The following is a 19,996-nucleotide window of genomic DNA, read 5'->3' as shown; positions in this document are numbered from 1 at the left end:
GGTCATGGCCACAACCGCAGCGCACAACAGCCCCAGGACAACTGACGAGAGCAGCGAGCTGCTCGAGCAGCACCTCCCAGAGCTTGGAGAACCAGAGAGCAACAGCACGGCTGACTATCCACCCGCTGATCGCCAAGTCGGCATTGCTCTGGCTGATGCGGAAGAGCCCAGCACCAGCGAGATCCAGCCCAGTAGCGGCTTGGGCGATGCCCTCAAGGCCGAACGCAGGCGCAGCAACAACCTGGAGAAAGAACTGCGGGGTCTACGCCAGCAGCTGACCCGCTTCTCGGAGATCAATCCCGAGGAGTACGCCCGCCTGCAGCAGGCCGAACGCCAGAAGCAACTGCTCGAGCAGCAGGTGGAACTGCGCGAACGCCAGATGGAAGAGGCTTCTGCCCGCAAGGTGGCGGCCGTTGCGGCCGAACGCGACGCGGCCCATGAGCGTGTGCAGGAGCTGCGCAAGGAGCGGCTGCTGGAGCGCGCCTTCTCAGAAGCAGAAGGCCGCACCGGCGGCGATGGGCGCGGCACCTTTTTTCAGGTGTTCAAGGGCCAGCTGGGCGAGAGCTTTCGCCTCACCACCAGCAAGGACGGCATCGATGTGCTGGAACCGCTGGACAGTCAGGGCCAGCCGTTGTTGGGGGATGACGGCCGGCCCCTGAGCACCGCTGACTTCCTCGATCAGCTGCGCATCCACCCCGTGTACGGCTTCCTGTTCCAGCAGCGCGGCGCCATGACCGGTAGCCCGGGGCTGGGAGCAGCACCTGCGGCAGCTGGTGCCTTTGGCGAAGTGCTCAACCCCCAGGCGATGAGTGCCAGCGAGCTCTACCGGGCTGGCTTTGTCACCAACGGCCGCAGCCCACGCCGCTGAGCACAGCCGTTCAGACGATGGCCAGCCGCTACTACCTGGTGTTCTGGAGCCGCCGCTCGACAGCCACCGTGGTGCCGGCTGCCACAGCTGCTCAGGCCCGCACTAGAGCCCGGGCCCGCCACAAAGCGGGCTACGGCACCCTGCTTTCAGCCCGTCAGGCCAATGCGGCCGACCGTCGCTTGATCCGCAAAGGGGTCTGGGTGCGTCGCCGCAAGGACGGCAGCAGCCCCCAGTTCGGCACTGCTGCATCGCGAACAGCGGCCAGACGCCAGCGCAGCCGTTACCGCCACTGGCTGTGAGCGCACCTACCGGTGCTGACACTCTGCGCGCACCTACCGGTGCTGACACTCTGCGCGCACCTACCGGTGCGACGCCGTGACGCCAGCCCGCAACCCCGACCAGGCGGGCGTGGGTGGAGGGTTGCGCTTGCAGGAGAGCTGGAACTGGTGGTCATCAGAGCTGGGTCGTTGAGCAGTGGAGCTGCGACTTGTGTTTTTCAACCAGGCCGCGGCATCCTGAGGGTCGAGGTACTGCCATGACCACAGCTCCAGCCGCCACGATCAGCGAAACCCAGCTGCAGCAGATGGCGGCTGAGATCCGGGACGAGATTCCTGGCGCTGAAGTGCGGTTGTTTGGCTCCCACGCCCGGGGTGATGCGCGCGCGGATTCCGACATCGACCTGTTGATCACCGCCAGCGACAGCTGGCTGCTGCATCACAACCGCTTTGACACACTTGGCAAGCTCTGGCGCCGGCTCGCGCACCACAGAATCCCCATTGACCTCCTGCTCTATTCCCAAAGCCAGGTGGCTGAGCGGCGGCATTGGCTCAGCCACGTGATTGCGAGGGCCTACAGAGAAGGACGGCTGCTGCATGGCCAACCCTGAGGCCCAGGCCCTGCTGCGGATTGCTCGCCGCGATCTCAAGGCAGCAGAGGTTCTGCAGATCCCGTCCATCGATGAATCCAGCTGGGGCTTTCAGATTCAGCAGGCCGTGGAAAAGGCCCTGAAGGCCTGGTTGTTCAGCCTTGGCGAGGAGCCACCGCTGATCCATAACCTCACGGCCTTGCTGGAACGGGTCGCGGATGCGGGCGGAGATATCGAGCCCTTTCTGGCTCTGGAAGCCTTCACCGCCTTTGCCGTCCAGTTCCGTTACGACGCTGAGCCAGAGCCGATGCAGTTGGACCGCAGGAAATGGCAACAGCGGGCTGTGGAGCTGGTCGATCACGTCGAGCTGATCGTCCGCAGCGGCTGCTGATCCACCAGCTGGGCGATACCAGTGGGTGCCGAAAAGGGGCCGTGAGGCCCCAACGGGGCCTCAGATCACCGAGACGGTGCAGCCCTTGGTGCCTTGCATCGCCTTGGCGATCGAGAAGGCCTTTTCAGCCGGGACAAAGCGCATCTTTTTGACGGGCTTGCCGCGGCGGCCAAAGAACTGCTGCTCGCAGGGATGGGCACCGCCTTTGAGGCCAGCGGGATAGAAGTGAACCACCACGCGGCGGATTTCGCAGCTGGGGGCAGAACTGGCGGCCATGGGATTGGGCGCGAGGGACCCAACCGATCAGCCCGGCGCGCGTGGGGGAAGGCAGGGGCGGCGGTACGCCGCTTGCGTAGCCCTTGCCGAGCCAAGCCGCCAGGGCACCGTGCTGGGGCCCCTCGAGACAGCCCAGCCGCTAGCGCCCTGTGCTGCTGACCGCTCGCTGTGGTGCCAAAGGCAGAGCAGTGGCTTTAAGCGGTATCCAGACCCGATTGCTCAGCAGCGGCAGCGGCGGGCTGACCGAGATCTGTGCTGTGCGGTGGCCGGCTGGAGTGATGGCAGGGCAAGGCGAGGCAGCGCTGCTGCAGATCGGAATCAGGCGGGAACCCGCCCGAGTCAGGTACTTAACGTCCCGTTACAGTTTGCGCAACAAGCCGCAACACTCATGGCTGAGCCCGCTCCCCGCTTCGGATTCGTTGCCTTCGCTGAAACCTGGAATGGTCGCCTGGCCATGCTCGGCTTCGTGATCGGCCTCGGCACCGAGCTGCTCACCGGCCAGAGCATCCTCGGCCAACTGGGCCTGGGCTGAAGCCATGAGCACCGATTACACCGCCGCCATTGCCACCGTCATCGCCCTTGTCGTTGTGCTCGGTGGCATGACGACCTACGTGCTCAGTCGCCCTACCGACCTTGCCCCGAGGACTCGATGATCGCCACCCTCTGCGTTGTGCTTTTTGGCGCCTGGGTCATGGGCGCACTGCTCCAGCCCGATCTTGCGGACTGACGGTTTCACTTTCAGCCCACCCCTGAACACCTCCCCAATGACCAATACCCCCGCCAACGAAAAGTGGATCGAACACCGTGCCGAGCAGCTGATCCTTCTCGATCAGCTCAAGCGCGCTGAGCTCTTCAACGGCCGCGCCGCCATGCTGGGCATCGTGCTCGGCATCGTCACTGAGGCCATCACCGGCTCGGGCATTGCCCACCAGATCGGCCTAGGCGCCCTGGTGGATGGCTACGCCGCCTGCCGAACCCAGTTCCTGCCTTTCTGCTTCTGAGTCGTCCCCAGGACCTTGGCCCTCAGACCCCTGGGCTCTGCCCGGGGGTTTTGTTTTGGCTGGGCCGGATCTCCACCCATGGCTCTCCACTGGCCAGCAGGTCAATGGCTTGTGGCACGGTTGTTGCCAGGACTTGCTGCAAGGCGGCATTGCTGCAGTTGCCCGTCCGCAGCCAGATGACATGGGGAGGTGGGCCCTGCGCATCGAGCAGGTGGATGAAGTCCCGATCTTTGGTCATCACCACGGCAGCGCTCTGGCGTGCGGCCTGGAAGATTTCAGGATCGGTTGCATCGCGCAGACCGAGTTCGCGCACAGCCACGGCCTCCAATCCCCAGCCCTGTTCGTTGATCCACCGCGCTAACAGGGGCGGAAGCTGGGCATCAAGCCAAAGCTTCATCCAACCAGAACCGGGTGATCGATCTCGCGGGCGGCGTAATCCAAAGCCGCTTTGAGGTCCTCCGCCTCCAGATCCGGGAAGTCAGCCAGGATCTGCTCGCTGCTCATCCCGGCGGCGTAGAGCTCAAGGACGTCGCGCACGCGAATGCGCATCCCGCGGATGCAGGGCTTTCCGCCGCATTGCGCCGGGTTGTGGGTGATGCGAGAGCTCATCGGCTCAGGCTACGGGGATTCAAGGCGTCTGGGCCCTGGGATCAGCCGCCGCCCATGGCTCGATCCGCCTGGGCCTGGGCGCCGTGTCGATCAGCAGGTTGTGCAGCAGCTCCTTGCTGCTGATCAGCAGGTGAGCCATCCACGTGCCGGTCAGCTCAGGTTCCGCCACCGCATCACCCCGGCAGCGCCCGATGGCCCTCTGGATTTCAGCCATCTCCCGGCCGATGTTGCGGACCATCGCTTCTGTGGTCTCGCGGGGTGAAGGTGGGTGCGGTGCCTGCATCAGCTCCACTTTGGCGGCCCCACTGTTGTGGCAGTGCTCAACCAAAGCGGTAGTGCTTGCGCACCGGTGCATGCACATCCCAGGTGCAGCTCAGTCCGGCGTCAAACACCACCAGATCACCAGCCCCAAAGCGCACGGGTTCGCCGCCATCCGGGGTGACCGTGACATCCCCCTCCAGCAGCAGGCAGCTCTCCTGCTCGTCGTAGGTCCACGGGAAGGTGCTGACCTCACAGCCCCAGGTGGGCCAGCTCATGACGCCCAGGCTCTGGAGGTGAGCAGGATCCGGATTGGACGTGACCTTGATCCCGCTGGCCATGGCGGCTTGACCGTGATGAGTGGGACCATTCTCGGCTGGACTGCCTCTGGCAGCTTCTTGCCATGCCCTGGACGCCCTACGCCGACTGAATCTTCTCGGCGATGAGCACCGGCAGCATCCTGCTGATTACCTGACTGGTGCTGCGCCCCAGGCCGTGACGGGAGGCTGGGATCTGAGCTGGCTCATGAGGGCGGCCCCACCCTGGAGAGTGCTGCCCCGCCCAGCAGGGCCAGCAGCAGGTTGAGGGTGGAATCAAAGCCGCCCTGGAGTTTCTCGAGGGTGCCGGGGCAGATCTGACCGACGGGCCTGCCGCCCAGGGCCCGCTCAGCGCAGACCCCAGCCGCCAGCGAATAGATCAGCAGCTGGGTGCCGATCACCACCGCCAGCGTCTTGAAGACAAAGCGCTCGCGATCAAACGGCGGCTTGGATCCCCGCGGGGCTAACGGTGCTGGCTCCAGTGCATCGCTCATAGACCTGCTCCTGTGGTTCTGCCCTCCTGCTGCTCAGGGATGGCAGGTGAGCAGCCAGCCGGTGCTGGTGCCATCGGCTTCCCAGCGGGGCTGCCAGTTCTTCCAGCTGTAGTGCTGGCCGGCGCCATTGGTGTTGCTTGTGTAGTCGCCAGCGACCAGATCGGCTTCTCCATTGGGGTCGTTGTGGATGGCGACCGACTCGGTGAAACCGATCACCACGCTCCAGTGACCGCCACCAGAAGGCGTTGAGACGGGGCCGTGGTGCAGCCAGCCCACGGCCACCGGCCGGCCCAGGTTGATCTGCTCTTCCAGGGTCTGGCGATCCCCGTTGGTCGCGAAGTTCGCCGTCAGCCCCAGGGAGCGCAACGCCGAGAGCTGGGCTTCTGCTGAGGTGCTGTCGCCGTACTGGGCGCGGATGGCGTTGTACTCGTCGTCGCTGGAAACCTTGCCCCAGTAGCGGGCGAGCATGGCGCAGCTGCTGGAGAAGCACTCCCGGTAGCCAGTGCCTGAGGCGTTGTCGTTCTGGTTCTCCCAGGCGACCGGCAGGGGATTGGCATACGCCGGGGCTGGGGGAGCCGGTGGGGTCGAGGAGAACGTCAGCCGCCAGGGGGCCGATTCCGTCAGCAGCGCCGGGTCAGCAGAGATGACGGCCTGGCGCAGCTGCTCGATCCCCTCGAGCTGCTGGGGCTCGGCTTTCCAGGCATCCCAAAACTGGCGCCAGCGCTCAGCGCTGAACGGCGTCTGGGCGGCAGGAGTGGCAGTCGGAGATGCGGACATGAACAACAGGGCAGACATCTGCTGTTGCCGCGCCAGGGCATCTCGCTCGCCTTATGCTGTTGTACAACGAGTTGGACGAGTGCGATGCAGGTCGTCAGTTTTTCGGAGGCCCGCGAGAGTTTCAGGGCGGTGCTCGATCGCGTGGCCGACGACGCTGATGTGACGCTCATCACCCGGCGCCACGCCCAGGGCGCTGTGGTGATGTCGCTGGACACCTACAACAGCCTTATGGAGACGGTCTATCTGCTCCGCTCTCCTGCCAATGCCGCCCACCTGCAGCGATCCCTGGAGCAGGCAGAAGCTGGCGAGCTGCAGGAGCATTCCCTGCTCGATGCCGATCTGATCGATGCCGGCAGCTGAGCGGCTGGCGTGGACTCCTGCTGCCTGGGAGGACTACCTCTATTGGCAGGGCCAGGACCGCAAACAGCTGCGACGCATCAACCAGTTGATCCAGGCCTGCCTGCGGGACGCGTTTGTGGGGATTGGCAAGCCTGAACCGCTGCGTGAAAACCTCTCGGGCTGCTGGTCACGCCGCATCGATGACGAGCATCGTCTTGTCTACCGGCTGGATGGAGCCACGCTCGTGATCCTGGCCTGCCGTTATCACTACCGCTGAGCCATCGGCCCAGCTCGGCAATAGCCCCTGACCTCCCTGGGGCGCTGCCCCCTGTGCCATGGGCCTCACCCTGATCGAGGCAGCCAAATACGAGAACCGCCTTGAGCACTTAGCTGTGCTCAAGACCTTCTCAGAAGGCGAGTTGCTCGCCCGGCTGCCGTTCATGAACATCGCCGGCAGCGGCCTGTTCTATTCCGCTGAGCAGGAACTGCCCTCGGTCGGCTTCCGGGCTGTCAATGAGGGCTACACCCAGAGCTACGGCGTGGTGGACCAGCGCGCAGAAGCGGTGCACCTCTTTGGCGGTGACGTGGATGTGGACCGCTCGATCGTGGACCTGATGGGCCCAGAAGCCCGCGCCAGCCAGATCGAGATGAAGGTGCGCTCGATGCGCCTCACCCTGGAGGCGACCGTGATCAACGGCGACACCGCCGCCAACCCGCGTGCATTTGACGGGCTGAGCAAGCGCCTGCCGCCCGGTGACGCCATGGCGATCGACAACAGCGCAGGTGCCGGAGTGGCTGGTGCTCCGCTCGATTTCGATCGCCTCGATGAGCTGATCGATTCGGTGAATGCCTACGGCGGCAGCAAGGTGCTGGTAATGAGCAAGGCGATGCGCCGCCAGCTCAATGCCTTGGCACGCAGCACCATGGGCGGTGGGGTGTACCAGACCAGCACCAACTCCTACGGGATGACGGTGCACCGCTACCAGGACTGCGACATCCTCACGGTGGACCGCGATGCCCAGGGCGTCGAGGTGATGGGTTACGACGAGGCGGGCGGCACCAGCTCGATCTACTGCTGCACCTTTGGCGATCAGGGCGTCACCGGACTGCAGGGCCCCTTCCAGGGCCGCTATGGGATTTCGGTGCGGGATCTGGGCGAGGTGCCCGATGCCCCGGTGTTCCGCACCCGCGTCGATTGGTACGTGGGCTTTGCCGTGCTGCATCCGCGTGCAAGCGGCCGTCTGTTCAACATCACCCCCGCTGGAGCCTGAGGAGAGCAACCATGACCTACGGAAACGGCAACCCGTTGCTGGATGCGGAGACCACCCTGGTGGGCTGGACCAACCGCAGCGCCATTCGCAACCACGAGCACACCTTCCTCTCAGGAGAAGAGGTGCTGCTGAACACCAAGCTCGATGCGGCATCGCGCTTCTCGCTGGTGGTGTCCCACCCCGGCGCAGATAGCCCGGTGGAGGTGGAGCTGCAGCTGGCCCCGGTGCTGCGTGATGGCACCACCGGAAGCTGGATCAGCGCTGCCACCGTCGCCCTGCCGGCAGAAGGCGGCCGGGTGGAGGCCTTCCTCAGCGGCCGTGACCTCCAGCTCAATGCGGCGGATCTGGCGGATGTGGACCTGCCGGCGGTGTGTTTTGCCAAGGCGCTCGTCTCCCCCGCCACACCGGAGGGGATGCACGTGGGGCTGACCGCCACTATCCCCGCCTGAGCGTCATGACGAGTTTTCTTCGGCATGACCTGGCAGACCCCGCCATTCCTGAGGGGATGGTGCGGATCACGCAGGATGGCCGCCATCGCTTCATCTGGCCGGTGCATCTGGGCGGCTGGCAGAGCCTGGGCTGGCAGCTGCAACCGGCTGCCGATCTGCCAGCGCCCGAACCACGGCTTCCTGAGCCGGAGCTGGAACCAGAACCCGACCCAGATTTGCCTCCAGACCCAGACCTGGTCCCAGACCCAGAAGCGGAGCTGGCAGAGCTGGACGTGCAGACATCACCTGCAGTGGAGGAGAGCGACCCCAGCCCTGCAACGGATCTGATGGAGCCCGAACCGCTCCCAGCGGGCACAGATTTCCAGGCGATGACCAAGGCCCAGATCCTTGAGCACTGCTCAAGCGTCTATGGGGTTGACCTCGATGGCAGCCAGACCAAGGCGGAGCTGGTGGAGCAGGCCACTGCTCTGGAGCTCCAGTCCGCTCCATTGAACGATGAGCCTCTGGCGGATGGGCTACTGGATCTGGATGACCCCCTGATCTGAGGAGGAGCACCGCATGTCGCTGAGCTTGCGCACCCCAGCCATCAGCAGCAGCGGCATCAGCGTCCAGCTGATCCGCCTGCTGCCCCCTTTGGGTTGCCCGGGCCACCCCGTCTGGGTGCCGCCCAATGAGGTGCAGCGCTGGGAGCAGCTGGGTTTCTGCCGTGCGCCGATCCCCGCGGCGGACCTCGAGCTGAGCTGGCAGCCCGCCGGCATGGAGTCCGGCGGCCTGATTCCAATCGAGCTGCTGCTCAACCCACGCCACACACCACCCAATGCAGTGACGGTGGACTGGGGTGATGGCACGGCCGAGACCCTGCCATGGCCGGTGGGCGGCGATGGCAACGCCCGGTTGCGGCACGGCTACGCCAGCCGGAGGGACTACACAATCCATGCCGAACTCACGGGCAGCGGCGCCAGTGCTTCCTTGTTGGTGAGCCTGGGCGGTTGTTTGATCTGGAAACCTGAGATCACGCCCCCACCCGATGGTGGCGGCGCAGGGCCAGGAACTCTGCTGCCATTGATTCCTGGCACCGGCCTAAGTGGTGCCCCCTACGACGGCAGCAGCTCCCAGCAGTGGAGCCTGCAGACCTGGGCTGGCGGCAGTGCCGCCGGTGGTGTGCCGCCTTCTGATGGCAGCACCACCAGCTTCCTGCGGGCCGATGGCAGCTGGGCCATCCCGCCCGGCGGCAGTGGTGATGGCAGTCGCTGGTTCAACGGTGATGGACCACCAGTGACCGTCACCGGTGCTGAGCCCGGTGACTACTACCTCGATGGGATCAGCGGCGCCTTCTACGTGCTGGAGAGCTGAGGGATGCCCTGGAGCAAGACGCAAAACCTCATCGGGCCGCAAGGGGCGCCCGGACCGGCTGGGGAGATGGGCCCAGCGGGGGCCACCGGACCGGCGGGTGAACCGGGGCCGGCTGGAGCCGCCTGCAACACCGAATTTCGCGTGGAAGCAGGGGTGCCCCAGTTCTTTCTGGCGGCGGAGGGGCGTTGGGCGAACCTCAGCGTTGCTGGCACCAGGTCCAGTTCCGATGCATCAGGTGAGGTCGCACCGGTAGGTGCGCTGGGTGAGTTTGTGATCGATCCAGCGCTCGAGCCGCGCTCTGTAGACCCTGAGGGTTGATCGATGGCCTGGGTCAAGACGCAGAACATCACCGGAGCGCAGGGTCCCTCGGGCCCAAGGGGTCCTGCTGGAGACCTGGGGCCAGCAGGACCGCCGGGAGCGGCGGGGATGCCGGGCTACAGCGACTTCCGCGTGCAGGACGGCACACCCCAGTGCTACGTGGCGGATCAGGGGATCTGGGTGAATCTCGGGGTAGAGCCTGCTGTGCCGGCTTTTGGTGCTCCCTTGGGTGGTGGCTTCTTTGCCGGGCTGATCAGCCACACGGCAGATGGCAATCCCACCCATGCCCTGATCGTGGCCCCACGCGCTTCTGGTGCTTCTGGCGGTGCCACCAATGGCGGCCAGACCTATCCGCAAGCCACCAACTTGACCTACAGGGTTGGGGCAACAGCCACCGGCGGTGCAACCAGCTCATTTGATGGTGCAGCCAACACGGCATGGCTGGCGGCGAATGGTGATCACCCCGCCGCCCGTTTCTGCGCCGACTTGACCATCAACGGCTACGACGACTGGTACATGCCGGCACGCTACGAACTGGAGATTGCCTACGAATGGCTCAAGCCAACCACTGATCCAAACGCATCGGATCCTGCTTACGGAGATGGAATCAATCCCTACGCAGTCCCGCGGCGGGACAATGTCCACACCCCCTCGAACCCTGCTCAAACGACCAACCCGCTCTTCCAGGACGGTGGTGGTGAACATTTCTTCCCGAACGTCCACTGGACGTCCACTGAGAAGGACGGCCGTGATGCCTGGGTGCTGACCATGAACACCTGCTTGGCGTCCTGGATGCCCCAGATCTTTGAATCGCCGGTGCGCGCCTTCCGCAAAATCCCTTACCAGGACCTGTAGCGCATGGAGAGCCTCGGCAATAGCTGCTGAGAACACACCGGGCTGCTGGCCCGCTGAACCATGGCTTGGGTGGCGGCCGGCTCCCTCAAGGGACCACAGGGCATTCAGGGTCTGCAGGGTGTAGATGGCCCGGCCGGTCCTGCCGGCGCCGACGGCGCCCAGGGCATCCAAGGCGAGCAGGGCGTTGTGGGGCCAGAAGGTCCCCAGGGCCAGCAGGGCATCCAGGGTGCTGCGGGTCTGGGCATCACCTTTAAAGGCCAGGTGGCGACAGAAACGGAGCTGCCGGGTGACGCGGCCCAGGGCGATGCCTACATCGTGCAGGCCGATGACTCCTTCTGGGTCTACGACGAGGCCAGCAGCAGCTGGGTGAATGGCGGCTCCATCCAGGGCCCCCAGGGCATCGAGGGTCCGCAAGGCCCTCAAGGCCTGCAAGGAGAGATTGGCCCCCAGGGCATTCAGGGAATCGACGGCCCGGCTGGCGTGCAGGGTCTGCGCGGCACGGGCTGGTTCAACGGCAGCGGTGCTCCGGCCGCGGACATCCCCGGCTCGATTCCTGGCGACCTGTATCTGGACAAGGACAGCGGTGATGTCTACACGCTGAGCTGAGTGGTGGGCTGGTCATTTGCTGGCAACCTGCAGGGCCCGGCTGGCCCAACAGCGGTGTCGGCCGATGCTGGCAACAGTGCCAGGCTGGGCAGCGATGGGAGGGTGTTTGTGCCGTCCTCCCCCTACGTCCTGCCTGTGGCGACGGCCACGCTGCTGGGCGGCATCAAGGTGGGTGCCGGGTTGTCCATCACGACCGATGGCGTGCTCAGTGCGGCCATGGCCACCACCTACGTCAAAAAGGCCGGTGATGTGATGAACGGCCCGCTGCGCTGGGCCAACAGCGGCAGCGTTTCCACCTTCAATGGCCGGGACGTCTACCTGTACTACGACGGGACCTTCTTTCGCTGCCAGCTGCCCTCTTCTCGCACGGCCTGGCGGATTGAGAACAGCACCGGTCAGGTGACCTTTGGGTCGCTGCCTGCTGCTGCTGGTTTGCCCACTGCAACCAGTGATCTGGCGAACAAGGGCTATGTCGATAGCCGACTGACCGCCGTCCTTGACGAGCTGGCAGTCCTCAAGGCCGAGGTGGCCGCCCTCATGGCTGCGAGCTGAGGCCTTGCTGAGGACAGACAGCTTCTCCAACGGGCACCCATGTGCCGCAATGTGCGCCAATGTGCTGCGGGGAACCTGGCATCACGCGCCAGAGCGCGCCAGGTTGGTTGCAGCAGAGGGTTGAGCCGATGAGCTGGTCTGATCTGGAGCGGCTGGTTGCTGATGCAGAAAACAACCAGGAGCTCCAGCAGACGCTCAGCCAGTGCCGCAGCCGCCAGGAGCTGCTCCGCACCGCACGCCAGCTGGGCTATCGAGTGACCAAAAGCGACCTGCACAACGCCTGGTTGGAGCACCACAACGCTCCTGCAGCCAATGGAGCCGGTGGTGCTGATCGATGGGCAGCAGGCGGCAGCTGAACTCCCTGCAGCCAGGCCAGCGGCCCCTCAGCAGAACGGTTCAGAGCCGCAGTCCAGGTTTCACCTTGCTGAGCGCGTGAGACCTGCTCCCCCCTGGCATGGCTCTACCAAAAGGAGGTTTGTTGGTTGGAACGTCGCCCAACGACAAGCTTCTAGCTTTGACTTCCCCCTCCTCAAAGCAAGGCGCACCGTGCAGAACTGGCAGCTGTGGGCCACAGCGGCGGCGCTCTCAGCAGCCGTAACGGCGCTGCTGATCAAGGTGGGCGTGCAGGGGGTGGATGCGGGGCTGGCCACCTTGTTTCGCACCGTGGCTGTGGCGGTTGTGCTCGGCCTGGTGCTGCTGGCCAACGGCCGGCTCGACTGGCAGGAGCTGAGCCACTTGCCGGCTGCCAGCCTTACGGCGCTGACCCTCTCCGGCCTGGCGACCGGTGTGTCCTGGTTCTGCTACAGCCGCGCCCTGCAGCTCGGACCGGTGGCCGGGGTGGCGGCACTCGACAAGCTCAGTGTCGTCTTGATCGCGGTCTTGGCCTTGGTGTTTCTGGGCGAGCCGCTGGACATCAAGGCCTGGCTCGGGGTTGTGTTGATGGCTGCCGGTGCCGCTTTGGTGGCTTGGGTCTAGCCAAGGGGGGTTGTGGCAGCGGGGGAGCCTTTCCGGAAGAGACTGGATACAGTGACCTCAGGCTTGAGGAGCCCGATGCAACTCGCTGAACTCAAGGCCCTCGCACCTCAGATCGATGCTCTGCTGGCCCAGTACGGAGCCAGCAACCTGGCTGTATTCGGGTCGGTGGCGCGTGACCAGGCCCGTGCCGGCAGCGATGTGGATCTGCTGGTGGACCTGCCCCAGGGCACCAGCCTGCTTGATCACTCCGCCCTGAAGCTCGAGCTGGAGGACCTGCTGCAACAGAAGGTGGATCTGATTCGCCGCCGCAACCTCAAGCCGTCCTTGCGGCAACGGGTGGAAACAGAAGCCGTCGCGCTGGGATGAGCGAGCGCGACCATGAGGCTCTCGGAGACATCCTGGGGGTACTGGATCGGGCCCTGGGTTTTCCGATCACCAATCTGCAGACCCTGGAAGAGACCGACTATCTGCAGGATGCGCTGGTGCGCTGTCTGGAGGTGATCGGTGAAGCAACCAAGCGCCTGAGCCAGGACTTCCGCGACCGCCATCCCGAGGTCCCGTGGCGGGCAATGGCCGGCATGCGAGACCTGTTGATCCACGCCTATGACCGGGTGGACCTGGAAGAGGTGTGGGAGGCCTATCGCCAGTTCCGCGGGTTGAGGGAGCAGATCGCTGCGATGGTTGACACCCCCGAGAGCTGAGATTGCTCGTGCCTGCAGGCGAAGTGCTTTTGAGCATCGAGGGGAGGCGTTCTCAGATGAGGGCAATCGCGGGTTGTTGGCGCACCGTCTTCTTCCGCGGCCGTCGCTGCGGATAGGCCGCCAGGCCAGCCTTGAGCCACTGCCTGTGCTCCTGCTGCAGGGCCAGGGGAGCGTCGATGCGGATGCCGCCGCCAAAGCTGAAGAGCCAGCGGCGCAGCTCGGGATCCCGCGCCACAGACCAGGGCGGCAGGTCGATCTCCACCGGGTAGGGATGGCTGCTGCCCAGAACGGACTTACCTGGATCGCAACGCAGCACGTGGGCGGCAGAGGACGGCCACCAGAGATCACCCGGCGCCGGCTTGGAGAGGCGCAGGGCGCCTGCGGGGAAGCGCTTGATCTGGCGGCGGATCACCGAGAAGGCCGGGGCGGTGGCGTGCAGCTTCACGGTGACGAGCAGGGCCTGGCGCTGCTCGGCTGTGGCGTTGCAGAGCGCCAGCTGGGCGGCGGGATCGTCGCCGAAATCAAGGCTGGCGCAGTGCTCCTGCAGCAGTTGAGCCCGCTGCAGAGCCCGACCATGCTCGGCGCTGCTCCGGCTGCTGCCCCGCTCGATTGTCTGCAGGACCAGCTGCTCGATGGGACGGCAACCCAGCAGGCCACTGGCGTGACCGACGGCATCGGTTTCGTAGAGCAGGAACCAGGCATCGGTGTGGAAGATCAGCTGCAGCGGCCATACCTGTAGGGGTAGGCCTGCAACAGCACTGCGGTGATCGCCTTGCAGGACAGGTGCCAGCACCACCCGCTGGTGTTTCTGGATCGCGGCCACCAGCCGTTCCGCCTGTTGGGCATTGAGCAGGCTGGCCTGCTGGGGCGTTGCGGCCGAGGCGAGCGCCCGGTTGAAGTAGCTGCGCAGCGGCGTGATGGCGTCGATGGCAACGCCGCTCCAGAGCAGGCGCTCGCTGAGCTCCTGACAGATGTCCTGGCCAGTGGGATCACCTAGGTGATCAGCATTGGCGCGCATCAGCGCCAGCACCTCCACCAACCGGGGAATGGAGAGCAGGGAGGCCCCGAGGGCATAACCGCAGCGGCGATGGTCATTGGCGCTGCGGAAGCCGTAGGGCGTGAGGACATTGGTGATGTCTTGATGCACCCGCCGCTTCTGCCAGAGCTCGGGATCACCGGAGCGTTCGACCAGCTGCTGCGCCAGGTGCTCATGCACCGGCAGCAGCGGGTTGTGATCCAGCGGACTGTGAAGGATGTGGCGCAGCAGGGTCATCACCCGGCAGAAGGTGGCCCGATCCGCAACGCTGGCCCAGCCGCTGCTCACCCCTGATCTGCCGGCGGTGGTGGGGCCTGCAGGCCAGGGCGGGGGCTCGACGACGCGCCGCTGCGGGCCTGGATCGCTGCTGCCGGCAGCGGGCTGCTGGGAGCAGAAGCCCTGCTCTTGCAACCAGTTGAGATCGGCATCGATGGCAGCGGCATCGCCGTAGCAGGGACCATGCAGCCGGGCCAGGTAAGCGGCGGCGCGCTCGGCCAGGCCCCCGGATGGCAGGGGCGTGATCAGGGCCTCCAGCGCATGGCCGGTGAGCGGATCGTTGGCGGTGAGCTCGGGATGGCGGCTGAGCAGCTGGATCAGAAACAGCAACCGCTCGAAATCCAGCAACCGCGAGTAGCCGTGCAACTGGTATCGGCTCTCGCTATTCCGGGCGCGGCGGATGCGGCCCTCCAGCCGTTCGAGCTCGGCGGCGAGGTGGGGCTCCAGATCCGAGACATGGCCCAGCTCGACGGCGACGATGGCGGCAAAGCCCTCGGAACGGCTGGGGGAGAAGGGGGTGTTGGCCAGGGCTGCCCACTGCTCGCGGATCACGGTGTCGGGCACCTGATGGCTGCTGCGGCACTGGTTCCACTGCAGGCCCAGCTCCAGGGGCGTGTTGACCCACCAGCCGATCCACTCCACTGGCAGCGGCAACTCCAGGACCTGGGTAGTGGCCAGACGCCAGGGGCGACGCGCGTGGGTGGCATTGACGATCACCGGGGCTCCAGCACTGAGAGCGGCGGCGATGCGCTCGTTCATCACGGCTTCCAGCTGGGACCAGGGGCCAAAGACGCCGCGATCGCCAAACAGCTCGATGCGCAGCTCGCGGGTGGAGATGATCTGCGCCGGTGGCCCGTCGGGCCTGCTGATCAAGCGGGCCAGGATGCGGGCAACGGTGGACTTGCCGCTGGCGGCGGCCCCGATCATCAGGTGGGCGCGAATCGGAGCTGAGGGGGTAGCTGGGGCCATGGCACTGCGGGCATGACCTCAGCATTCCCACCAATGGCTGTGTTGTTCCCAGGCCAGCCACTCAGCGTTACTGCGCTGTGCAGGGCCTCCAGGACTTGCGATGAAAGGACAGGTTCTCGTCACTGTCTCTGGGAATAGCGAATTGGGGCCGGGGCCGATGGAGCCTTTGGGGCCCGTCGCTTGCTCCCGTCCTTGCACCGCCCTTTTCCGACCTCGCTCGAAGGCCGCCCTGGTGGTGCCGCGGTTGGTTTCGCCAGCAGCAGCCCGGAGCTGGAGGCAGCGCAGCGCTGGAGGCGCGTTGCCGGTGGACAAGCGCTGCTGGCGACCGATCTGTTCCACCAGCACCTGCTGACGGGATTGGGCGATCGGGCTGAGCTGCCGCAGGCCTGGCGCAGCCCCCGGCAATGGGCCGAGCTGGTGCGTTGCGGAACCGTGGACGCCGTGCTGCTGCAGACGGGGCAGGGTGAGAAGGCCTTGCAGGGCTCAAAGGGGGCGAACCAGCTGCTGGCGGGATCACTTGCGTGTGTGGATCTGGGCCGTCGCCCCCTGGTGCTGGTCTGCAAGCCCCAAGCCGCCGGGGGCCATCGTCATTCCATTCCCCCTTTACGGCTATTGGCACCGCCGCAAGCAGCGGCCATGGAGCTGCATCAGGCGCTGGAGGACATGCAGCTGGCGCCGCTGATGAGTTGCGCCAGCACTAGTTCCATCGAGTGGATCACTCAGCTGGAGCAGGGCGATGTGTTGTTGCCGGTGCCGGCCGAGCTGCTGCTCCAGCCGCCCTGGCAGCAGGCCCAGCTCACGGCGGTGCCGGCCTGGGAGCCGCTTTGGGAGCAGCTCGATCTGCTGGTGCCCAGCGCCCTGCTGGAGTGCTCTGCCATTCAGGAGCTGACGCAGACGCTGCGGCAACGGATGGAAGAGAGGACCTCTGGTTGGCTGGCTTGATCCACGCGAGCGGCGGCTGTCACCGGTCGTGAAGTCCTGATCAGCTCAACCGCCGCCGCATCAGGCCACTGATGCGTTGATGACAAGAACTTGGACCGCAACCAGCACCTCGCATCGAATGACCATGCTCTTCACCTGGAGGCCTCTAAAACATGAGCAATCATCTGGCTTACTTCCTTGTTGGCGTTGAGGGGTACAAGCTCGACTTCTGGATGGGCGAGGGGGAAGACACGTAACACTTCATCGGCAAAAGCCTGGCCGATCAAGGCGACACCTTTGAAGTCGAGCACCACAGTTCTAAATTTTTCAAATCGGGCGATCAGGCGCTTGGCCTGCGACCTCGACACAAGATTGTCATCGCCGTATTGAGCTAGACGAACGGGCACAACGGTCTTCGTGAAACCAAAGTCATCACCAGTGGTGAACTGTTTGAAGACCTTGTTGACGGAGCGCGACGTGTGATTGCCGAGTTCCATCCTGACGGCGGTGCCACCGCTAGCGTCGGTTTCGAGAATCCAGTCTTCAGGGGCTTTGGCCTGATGACTGAAGCTCACAGAGCCCGATGTGATCGAAAAACAATCGAACATGCGCGAGCTGAAGAAGATGCCTTCTCCGGAATGGCGCTGTGGATCAGTGGTGAATTTACCCTTGGCCAGCTCCAACACGGCATGGCGTTCATCCAGAAGGCCAAGAGCTGCTTGGATCTTGTGGAAGATGCCAACACCGTCATCACGGATGCTCACCTCCGAAGTGGCTGCTGTCTTGGTGACGGCCACCGCGATGCTCCTGGCCTGGGCATGATCCAGCGCGTTGTTGAACATCTCCGTAAAGCCGTACTGCCAGATGCCCATCACGTTGGTGGCCAAGGGCTCGAGTTGCGGGCGGACGTCCCGCATCCAGATATCACCCTCATCGCCACTGGAGGCCACTTCGTAGTGCTGCTGCCAGGAGCTGAGCTGGGCCAGCGCATAGGTGCGGCTGCGGGTCTTGCCGGATTCGATCAGCGCCCCTACTTCCAACAGGCGTTGAATGTGGCGATGGATGGCCTGACGGGAACAGTCGAACTTCTCCGCCGCACGGCGGACGATGTCCGTGGGGTGCTTGGTCACATTGGCGACGATGAAGGTGCGCACCTCCTCTCCACGACCTCGAATCGCTGGCAAGACACCACTCGATAGATGCCCGATTGTCAACCTGACAGGGCTGCATTGTCAACATCATTGTCAACCTCCGCTGGCTGACAGCCCAGGCAAGCTCAAGTCCCTGTCAGCGTTCTGGGGAGGGATGGCCAGCGACCGTTGGCTGGTGCAGTGAGACGGAGCTAGACGGCTGATGACCACCGAGCAGCTCGATGGCTGGATCGTGCAAAGCAGCCGGCAGCCGCTGCTACCGGCCGCATGTGCCGATCAGACCAGCAATGGCCTGCGCTCAGCTTCCAGCGTGCAGCGCCGCAGCAACTCCTGCTGGGCCAGCAGCCGCTCATCGAGGGCATCCACCCGCGCCAGGCACTGGCGGATGGCGGGCAGCACCTCTTCTTCCAGGAGGGTGATCTCCTCTTCTCCATAGGGCTGCTCGATCCAGGTGCGGCGCAGCGGCAGATCGCGCCGCAGCATCAGCACCACCTCGATCGAGCGGAGCGTGGATTCGAGCAGCAGGAACGGATCTTCCTCCGGACGGCAGAAGGCAGATTCAGGGAATCGGATGGCCATGACTTTCGGCGCCAGGTGCGGCGCAGCGATGGGACCGATCCCAGCGGAGGCCCGACGCCAGGAGGGCCTCAAACTGGAGAGGGCCGGAGCAAGTCCCACATCGACTCAGTCGTGAGTCAAGGCCAAAGGGATTCAACCGTTCGTTGTCCACTCTGACCGGGCGTCTTCAGTGATTCGGATTAAACAGATGTTTGCCGCAAAGGCCGATCACCACCTGAGTCAGGTGTTCGTCCCAGCAGAAGTGGATGCGGATGGTTCGGTTTTCGGAATCCTTGGCGCCAATCTTGAGGTGTTGCCACATCTCAACGGTTTTGCCCTGGTACGTGAATGTGCGTGCACGGCGTGCCTGGGTGTTGCTTTCGATCGTTTGCGACTCCCTTGGGGCATAGCTGCTCCCTCCGAAGATCTGCCCGGCGATCCGGTCGGGTGCGCCAGTCAGCTTCTGGTCGCGGTAGGCGGTGGCGAGGTTCCAGAGCAGCTCGAACAGCTGGTCGCCATGTTCAAACCCCTTGGCTTGATCAGCTGAGCTCCAGGCACTCTCGAGCACAAGAAGGTGGCCGGGGCAAAGCTCTTCACTCACCAGTTCAAGGCATTGCCGCGGTTTGAGGCGTGCGGTTCCGGCGACGGAGCGCAGCCCACTCAAGAGACGGTTGCGCAGCTCCTGTTCAGCAATCACACCGCCTGACCCACCCCAAGTGGATTGGCTCAACTCACCAGCTGCTCCTGCAGGGGCAATTTGCTCGAAATAGTCCAGTTCCAGCCTGAGCGTCTCAAGCTCGTTGGTGCTCTGTTCGAGCTGATCCTCGAGGGCCTTGTTTTCAGCGAGAGCCAGTTGCAGCTCCTGTTCTTTGAGATCGAGCTTCTGACCCAGCTCACCCTCGACCGATTGCGCCAGTTCGATGGCTTGATCGCCTTGTGCCTGGGCTTTTTCGGTGCGCTGTTCCCAGGCTGTCTTATTGAAATCAAACTCGCGCCTGAGGCGGCGCTCTTCTGCCCTGCTGGTCTCCAGTCGCTTGTTGATGTCCTCCTGCTTCTCCTCCAGCTCCTTGAGGCGTTCTTGCCGTTCGCGGATGCGGGTGGACTCACTGGGCACCCCGAAGAGTGAGCGAATCAGCTGCTCCACCTGCTCAGGGTTTTCCGGCGCTTTGCCACTGCTGCCGGTGAGGCTGAGATACCAGGGGTAGTGGCGGCCGTCCTGGGCGGGGTAATAGCTATAGCCGCACTTGCTCACGTCGTAGCTGGCGGCCAGTAGCTCCTGCAGTTCGCGAAAGGCGGTTTCCGTGCAACTGATCACCAGCCGCAGCTTGTCGGCTCCGGTGGTGCGATCGAAATCCCAGGCAAAGGTGCTCGTGACTCCTAGCTCCCGCAGGCGGCGGCTGGCCTTGGGAATGGGGATGGAAATCTGCAGGCGGAAGGCATCGCGGCGAGAGGTGGTGGTGAGTCCAGTTACCACCGCCTCCAGTCCCGTTGCCGCTTCTGGCACTTCGGCGGCGATCAACGCCGCCATGTCTTTCGGGATGTAGCCGATCCACTGCTCCTTCCAGAACACCTTGACGGCATTGGGATCCCACTGGTTGGTGGGCTCGTGCAGCAGGGTGAGTGAATCGCCGATGGCCAGTCCCAGGCCCATCTTCTCGGAGGCGTGGTCGAGCTTGTAGGCCAGGAAGGTCTGCAGAATCTCGCCAGTGCTCTGCTGCTGGCGTTTGCGCCGTGCCGCCTGGCGCTCAGCACTGGCCGCCTGGTCGAGGTGCTGCAGCCGGCTGAACAGGTTGTCCTTGGGCGCCATGGC

31 protein-coding genes are annotated in these 19,996 nt (G+C 64.7%); 20 read left to right on the top strand and 11 right to left on the bottom strand.

Features of this window, described 5'->3' with window-relative positions; genetic code table 11:
• The first annotated feature begins 4 nt into the window (after positions 1 to 4).
• From KBY57_RS10530 to KBY57_RS10515, 4 genes are all read left to right on the top strand, one after another.
• Positions 5 to 868 (top strand): hypothetical protein, encoded by an 864-nt coding sequence (locus tag KBY57_RS10530; RefSeq protein ID WP_254995809.1) that lies wholly within the window; start codon positions 5 to 7, stop codon positions 866 to 868.
• A gap of 17 nt (positions 869 to 885) precedes the next feature.
• Positions 886 to 1,167: a hypothetical protein gene (locus tag KBY57_RS10525; protein ID WP_254995808.1), complete on the top strand. Its 282-nt coding sequence runs from the start codon at positions 886 to 888 to the stop codon at positions 1,165 to 1,167.
• Positions 1,168 to 1,403: 236 nt separating this feature from the next.
• Complete coding sequence (locus tag KBY57_RS10520; protein WP_254995807.1) at positions 1,404 to 1,754, top strand: nucleotidyltransferase domain-containing protein; 351 nt, start codon at positions 1,404 to 1,406, stop codon at positions 1,752 to 1,754.
• Positions 1,741 to 2,124, top strand: coding sequence for a HEPN domain-containing protein (locus KBY57_RS10515; RefSeq protein WP_254995805.1), 384 nt, complete (start codon positions 1,741 to 1,743; stop codon positions 2,122 to 2,124). The genes KBY57_RS10520 and KBY57_RS10515 overlap by 14 nt, the downstream gene beginning before the upstream one ends.
• A 60-nt stretch (positions 2,125 to 2,184) precedes the next feature.
• On the opposite strand, the gene KBY57_RS10510 is transcribed toward KBY57_RS10515, so the two are convergent.
• The gene (locus KBY57_RS10510) at positions 2,185 to 2,400 is read right to left on the bottom strand and encodes a hypothetical protein (protein ID WP_254995804.1); all 216 of its coding nucleotides are present in this window, start codon (positions 2,398 to 2,400) and stop codon (positions 2,185 to 2,187) included.
• Between the two features lie 388 nt (positions 2,401 to 2,788).
• On the opposite strand from KBY57_RS10510, the gene KBY57_RS10505 reads away from it, so the two are divergent.
• Complete coding sequence (locus tag KBY57_RS10505; protein ID WP_254995803.1) at positions 2,789 to 2,932, top strand: chlorophyll a/b-binding protein; 144 nt, start codon at positions 2,789 to 2,791, stop codon at positions 2,930 to 2,932.
• 232 nt (positions 2,933 to 3,164) lie between these two features.
• Positions 3,165 to 3,401 carry a chlorophyll a/b-binding protein gene (locus tag KBY57_RS10500; RefSeq protein WP_254995802.1) on the top strand — a complete coding sequence of 79 codons (237 nt, stop codon included), beginning with the start codon at positions 3,165 to 3,167 and terminating at the stop codon, positions 3,399 to 3,401.
• A gap of 22 nt (positions 3,402 to 3,423) precedes the next feature.
• On the opposite strand, the gene KBY57_RS10495 is transcribed toward KBY57_RS10500, so the two are convergent.
• From KBY57_RS10495 to KBY57_RS10470, 6 genes are all read right to left on the bottom strand, one after another.
• On the bottom strand, positions 3,424 to 3,798 hold the full coding sequence (locus tag KBY57_RS10495) for a DUF5615 family PIN-like protein (protein WP_254995800.1): 375 nt from the start codon (positions 3,796 to 3,798) through the stop codon (positions 3,424 to 3,426).
• Positions 3,795 to 4,010 (bottom strand): DUF433 domain-containing protein, encoded by a 216-nt coding sequence (locus KBY57_RS10490; RefSeq protein ID WP_254928830.1) that lies wholly within the window; start codon positions 4,008 to 4,010, stop codon positions 3,795 to 3,797. The genes KBY57_RS10495 and KBY57_RS10490 overlap by 4 nt, the downstream gene beginning before the upstream one ends.
• Positions 4,011 to 4,029: 19 nt before the next feature.
• Positions 4,030 to 4,293: a hypothetical protein gene (locus KBY57_RS10485; protein ID WP_254995799.1), complete on the bottom strand. Its 264-nt coding sequence runs from the start codon at positions 4,291 to 4,293 to the stop codon at positions 4,030 to 4,032.
• A gap of 37 nt (positions 4,294 to 4,330) precedes the next feature.
• Positions 4,331 to 4,609, bottom strand: a complete 279-nt coding sequence (locus KBY57_RS10480; RefSeq protein ID WP_254995798.1) for a cupin domain-containing protein — start codon at positions 4,607 to 4,609, stop codon at positions 4,331 to 4,333.
• Between the two features lie 182 nt (positions 4,610 to 4,791).
• A complete protein-coding gene (locus KBY57_RS10475; protein ID WP_254995797.1) occupies positions 4,792 to 5,079 on the bottom strand; it encodes a hypothetical protein in 288 nt (95 codons plus the stop codon).
• Positions 5,080 to 5,112: 33 nt separating this feature from the next.
• A complete protein-coding gene (locus tag KBY57_RS10470; protein ID WP_254995796.1) occupies positions 5,113 to 5,856 on the bottom strand; it encodes a C39 family peptidase in 744 nt (247 codons plus the stop codon).
• A gap of 84 nt (positions 5,857 to 5,940) precedes the next feature.
• Between KBY57_RS10470 and KBY57_RS10465 the strand changes: the two genes are divergently transcribed.
• The 13 genes from KBY57_RS10465 to KBY57_RS10405 all read left to right on the top strand — a co-directional run bounded on the left by KBY57_RS10465 (position 5,941) and on the right by KBY57_RS10405 (position 13,275).
• On the top strand, positions 5,941 to 6,216 hold the full coding sequence (locus KBY57_RS10465) for a type II toxin-antitoxin system Phd/YefM family antitoxin (protein WP_254995795.1): 276 nt from the start codon (positions 5,941 to 5,943) through the stop codon (positions 6,214 to 6,216).
• Positions 6,203 to 6,472: a Txe/YoeB family addiction module toxin gene (locus KBY57_RS10460; RefSeq protein WP_254995794.1), complete on the top strand. Its 270-nt coding sequence runs from the start codon at positions 6,203 to 6,205 to the stop codon at positions 6,470 to 6,472. Before KBY57_RS10465 ends, KBY57_RS10460 begins: the two co-directional genes overlap by 14 nt.
• 58 nt (positions 6,473 to 6,530) lie before the next feature.
• Positions 6,531 to 7,466 carry a major capsid protein gene (locus KBY57_RS10455; RefSeq protein WP_254995793.1) on the top strand — a complete coding sequence of 312 codons (936 nt, stop codon included), beginning with the start codon at positions 6,531 to 6,533 and terminating at the stop codon, positions 7,464 to 7,466.
• Positions 7,467 to 7,477: 11 nt separating this feature from the next.
• Entirely contained in the window at positions 7,478 to 7,915 is a 438-nt protein-coding gene (locus KBY57_RS10450) for a hypothetical protein (protein WP_254995791.1), read from the top strand.
• A 5-nt stretch (positions 7,916 to 7,920) separates the two neighbouring features.
• Entirely contained in the window at positions 7,921 to 8,460 is a 540-nt protein-coding gene (locus tag KBY57_RS10445; RefSeq protein ID WP_254995790.1) for a hypothetical protein, read from the top strand.
• Between the two features lie 13 nt (positions 8,461 to 8,473).
• Positions 8,474 to 9,268, top strand: a complete 795-nt coding sequence (locus KBY57_RS10440; protein WP_254995788.1) for a hypothetical protein — start codon at positions 8,474 to 8,476, stop codon at positions 9,266 to 9,268.
• A gap of 426 nt (positions 9,269 to 9,694) precedes the next feature.
• Positions 9,695 to 10,441 carry a hypothetical protein gene (locus KBY57_RS10435; RefSeq protein ID WP_254995893.1) on the top strand — a complete coding sequence of 249 codons (747 nt, stop codon included), beginning with the start codon at positions 9,695 to 9,697 and terminating at the stop codon, positions 10,439 to 10,441.
• A gap of 60 nt (positions 10,442 to 10,501) precedes the next feature.
• On the top strand, positions 10,502 to 11,047 hold the full coding sequence (locus tag KBY57_RS10430; RefSeq protein ID WP_254995892.1) for a hypothetical protein: 546 nt from the start codon (positions 10,502 to 10,504) through the stop codon (positions 11,045 to 11,047).
• A 108-nt stretch (positions 11,048 to 11,155) separates the two neighbouring features.
• Positions 11,156 to 11,599 carry a hypothetical protein gene (locus tag KBY57_RS10425; protein WP_254995787.1) on the top strand — a complete coding sequence of 148 codons (444 nt, stop codon included), beginning with the start codon at positions 11,156 to 11,158 and terminating at the stop codon, positions 11,597 to 11,599.
• Between the two features lie 128 nt (positions 11,600 to 11,727).
• Positions 11,728 to 11,955: a Nif11-like leader peptide family natural product precursor gene (locus KBY57_RS10420; RefSeq protein WP_254995786.1), complete on the top strand. Its 228-nt coding sequence runs from the start codon at positions 11,728 to 11,730 to the stop codon at positions 11,953 to 11,955.
• Positions 11,956 to 12,145: 190 nt separating this feature from the next.
• Complete coding sequence (locus KBY57_RS10415; protein ID WP_254995785.1) at positions 12,146 to 12,574, top strand: EamA family transporter; 429 nt, start codon at positions 12,146 to 12,148, stop codon at positions 12,572 to 12,574.
• 75 nt (positions 12,575 to 12,649) lie between these two features.
• A complete protein-coding gene (locus tag KBY57_RS10410; protein ID WP_254995783.1) occupies positions 12,650 to 12,940 on the top strand; it encodes a nucleotidyltransferase family protein in 291 nt (96 codons plus the stop codon).
• Positions 12,937 to 13,275 (top strand): DUF86 domain-containing protein, encoded by a 339-nt coding sequence (locus KBY57_RS10405; protein WP_254995782.1) that lies wholly within the window; start codon positions 12,937 to 12,939, stop codon positions 13,273 to 13,275. Before KBY57_RS10410 ends, KBY57_RS10405 begins: the two co-directional genes overlap by 4 nt.
• 52 nt (positions 13,276 to 13,327) lie before the next feature.
• Here KBY57_RS10405 and KBY57_RS10400 read toward each other — a convergent pair whose 3' ends face one another.
• A complete protein-coding gene (locus tag KBY57_RS10400; protein ID WP_254995781.1) occupies positions 13,328 to 15,556 on the bottom strand; it encodes an ATP-binding protein in 2,229 nt (742 codons plus the stop codon).
• A 192-nt stretch (positions 15,557 to 15,748) separates the two neighbouring features.
• Between KBY57_RS10400 and KBY57_RS10395 the strand changes: the two genes are divergently transcribed.
• A complete protein-coding gene (locus KBY57_RS10395; RefSeq protein WP_254995780.1) occupies positions 15,749 to 16,498 on the top strand; it encodes a hypothetical protein in 750 nt (249 codons plus the stop codon).
• A gap of 131 nt (positions 16,499 to 16,629) precedes the next feature.
• On the opposite strand, the gene KBY57_RS10390 is transcribed toward KBY57_RS10395, so the two are convergent.
• The 3 genes from KBY57_RS10390 to KBY57_RS10380 form a co-directional block, all read right to left on the bottom strand.
• The gene (locus tag KBY57_RS10390) at positions 16,630 to 17,631 is read right to left on the bottom strand and encodes an STAS-like domain-containing protein (protein WP_254995779.1); all 1,002 of its coding nucleotides are present in this window, start codon (positions 17,629 to 17,631) and stop codon (positions 16,630 to 16,632) included.
• Positions 17,632 to 17,904: 273 nt separating this feature from the next.
• Positions 17,905 to 18,207 carry a hypothetical protein gene (locus KBY57_RS10385; RefSeq protein ID WP_254995778.1) on the bottom strand — a complete coding sequence of 101 codons (303 nt, stop codon included), beginning with the start codon at positions 18,205 to 18,207 and terminating at the stop codon, positions 17,905 to 17,907.
• A gap of 166 nt (positions 18,208 to 18,373) precedes the next feature.
• Positions 18,374 to 19,993, bottom strand: coding sequence for an HIRAN domain-containing protein (locus KBY57_RS10380; protein ID WP_254995777.1), 1,620 nt, complete (start codon positions 19,991 to 19,993; stop codon positions 18,374 to 18,376).
• Between the last annotated feature and the right edge of the window lie 3 nt (positions 19,994 to 19,996).

Origin of the sequence: Cyanobium sp. Aljojuca 7D2, from assembly GCF_024346415.1 — a bacterium.
In the GTDB taxonomy this organism is placed as follows: Bacteria; Cyanobacteriota; Cyanobacteriia; order PCC-6307; family Cyanobiaceae; genus Cyanobium_A.
The sequence above is the reverse complement of the archived record's forward strand: the minus strand, read 5'-3'. Positions and strand labels throughout refer to the sequence as shown.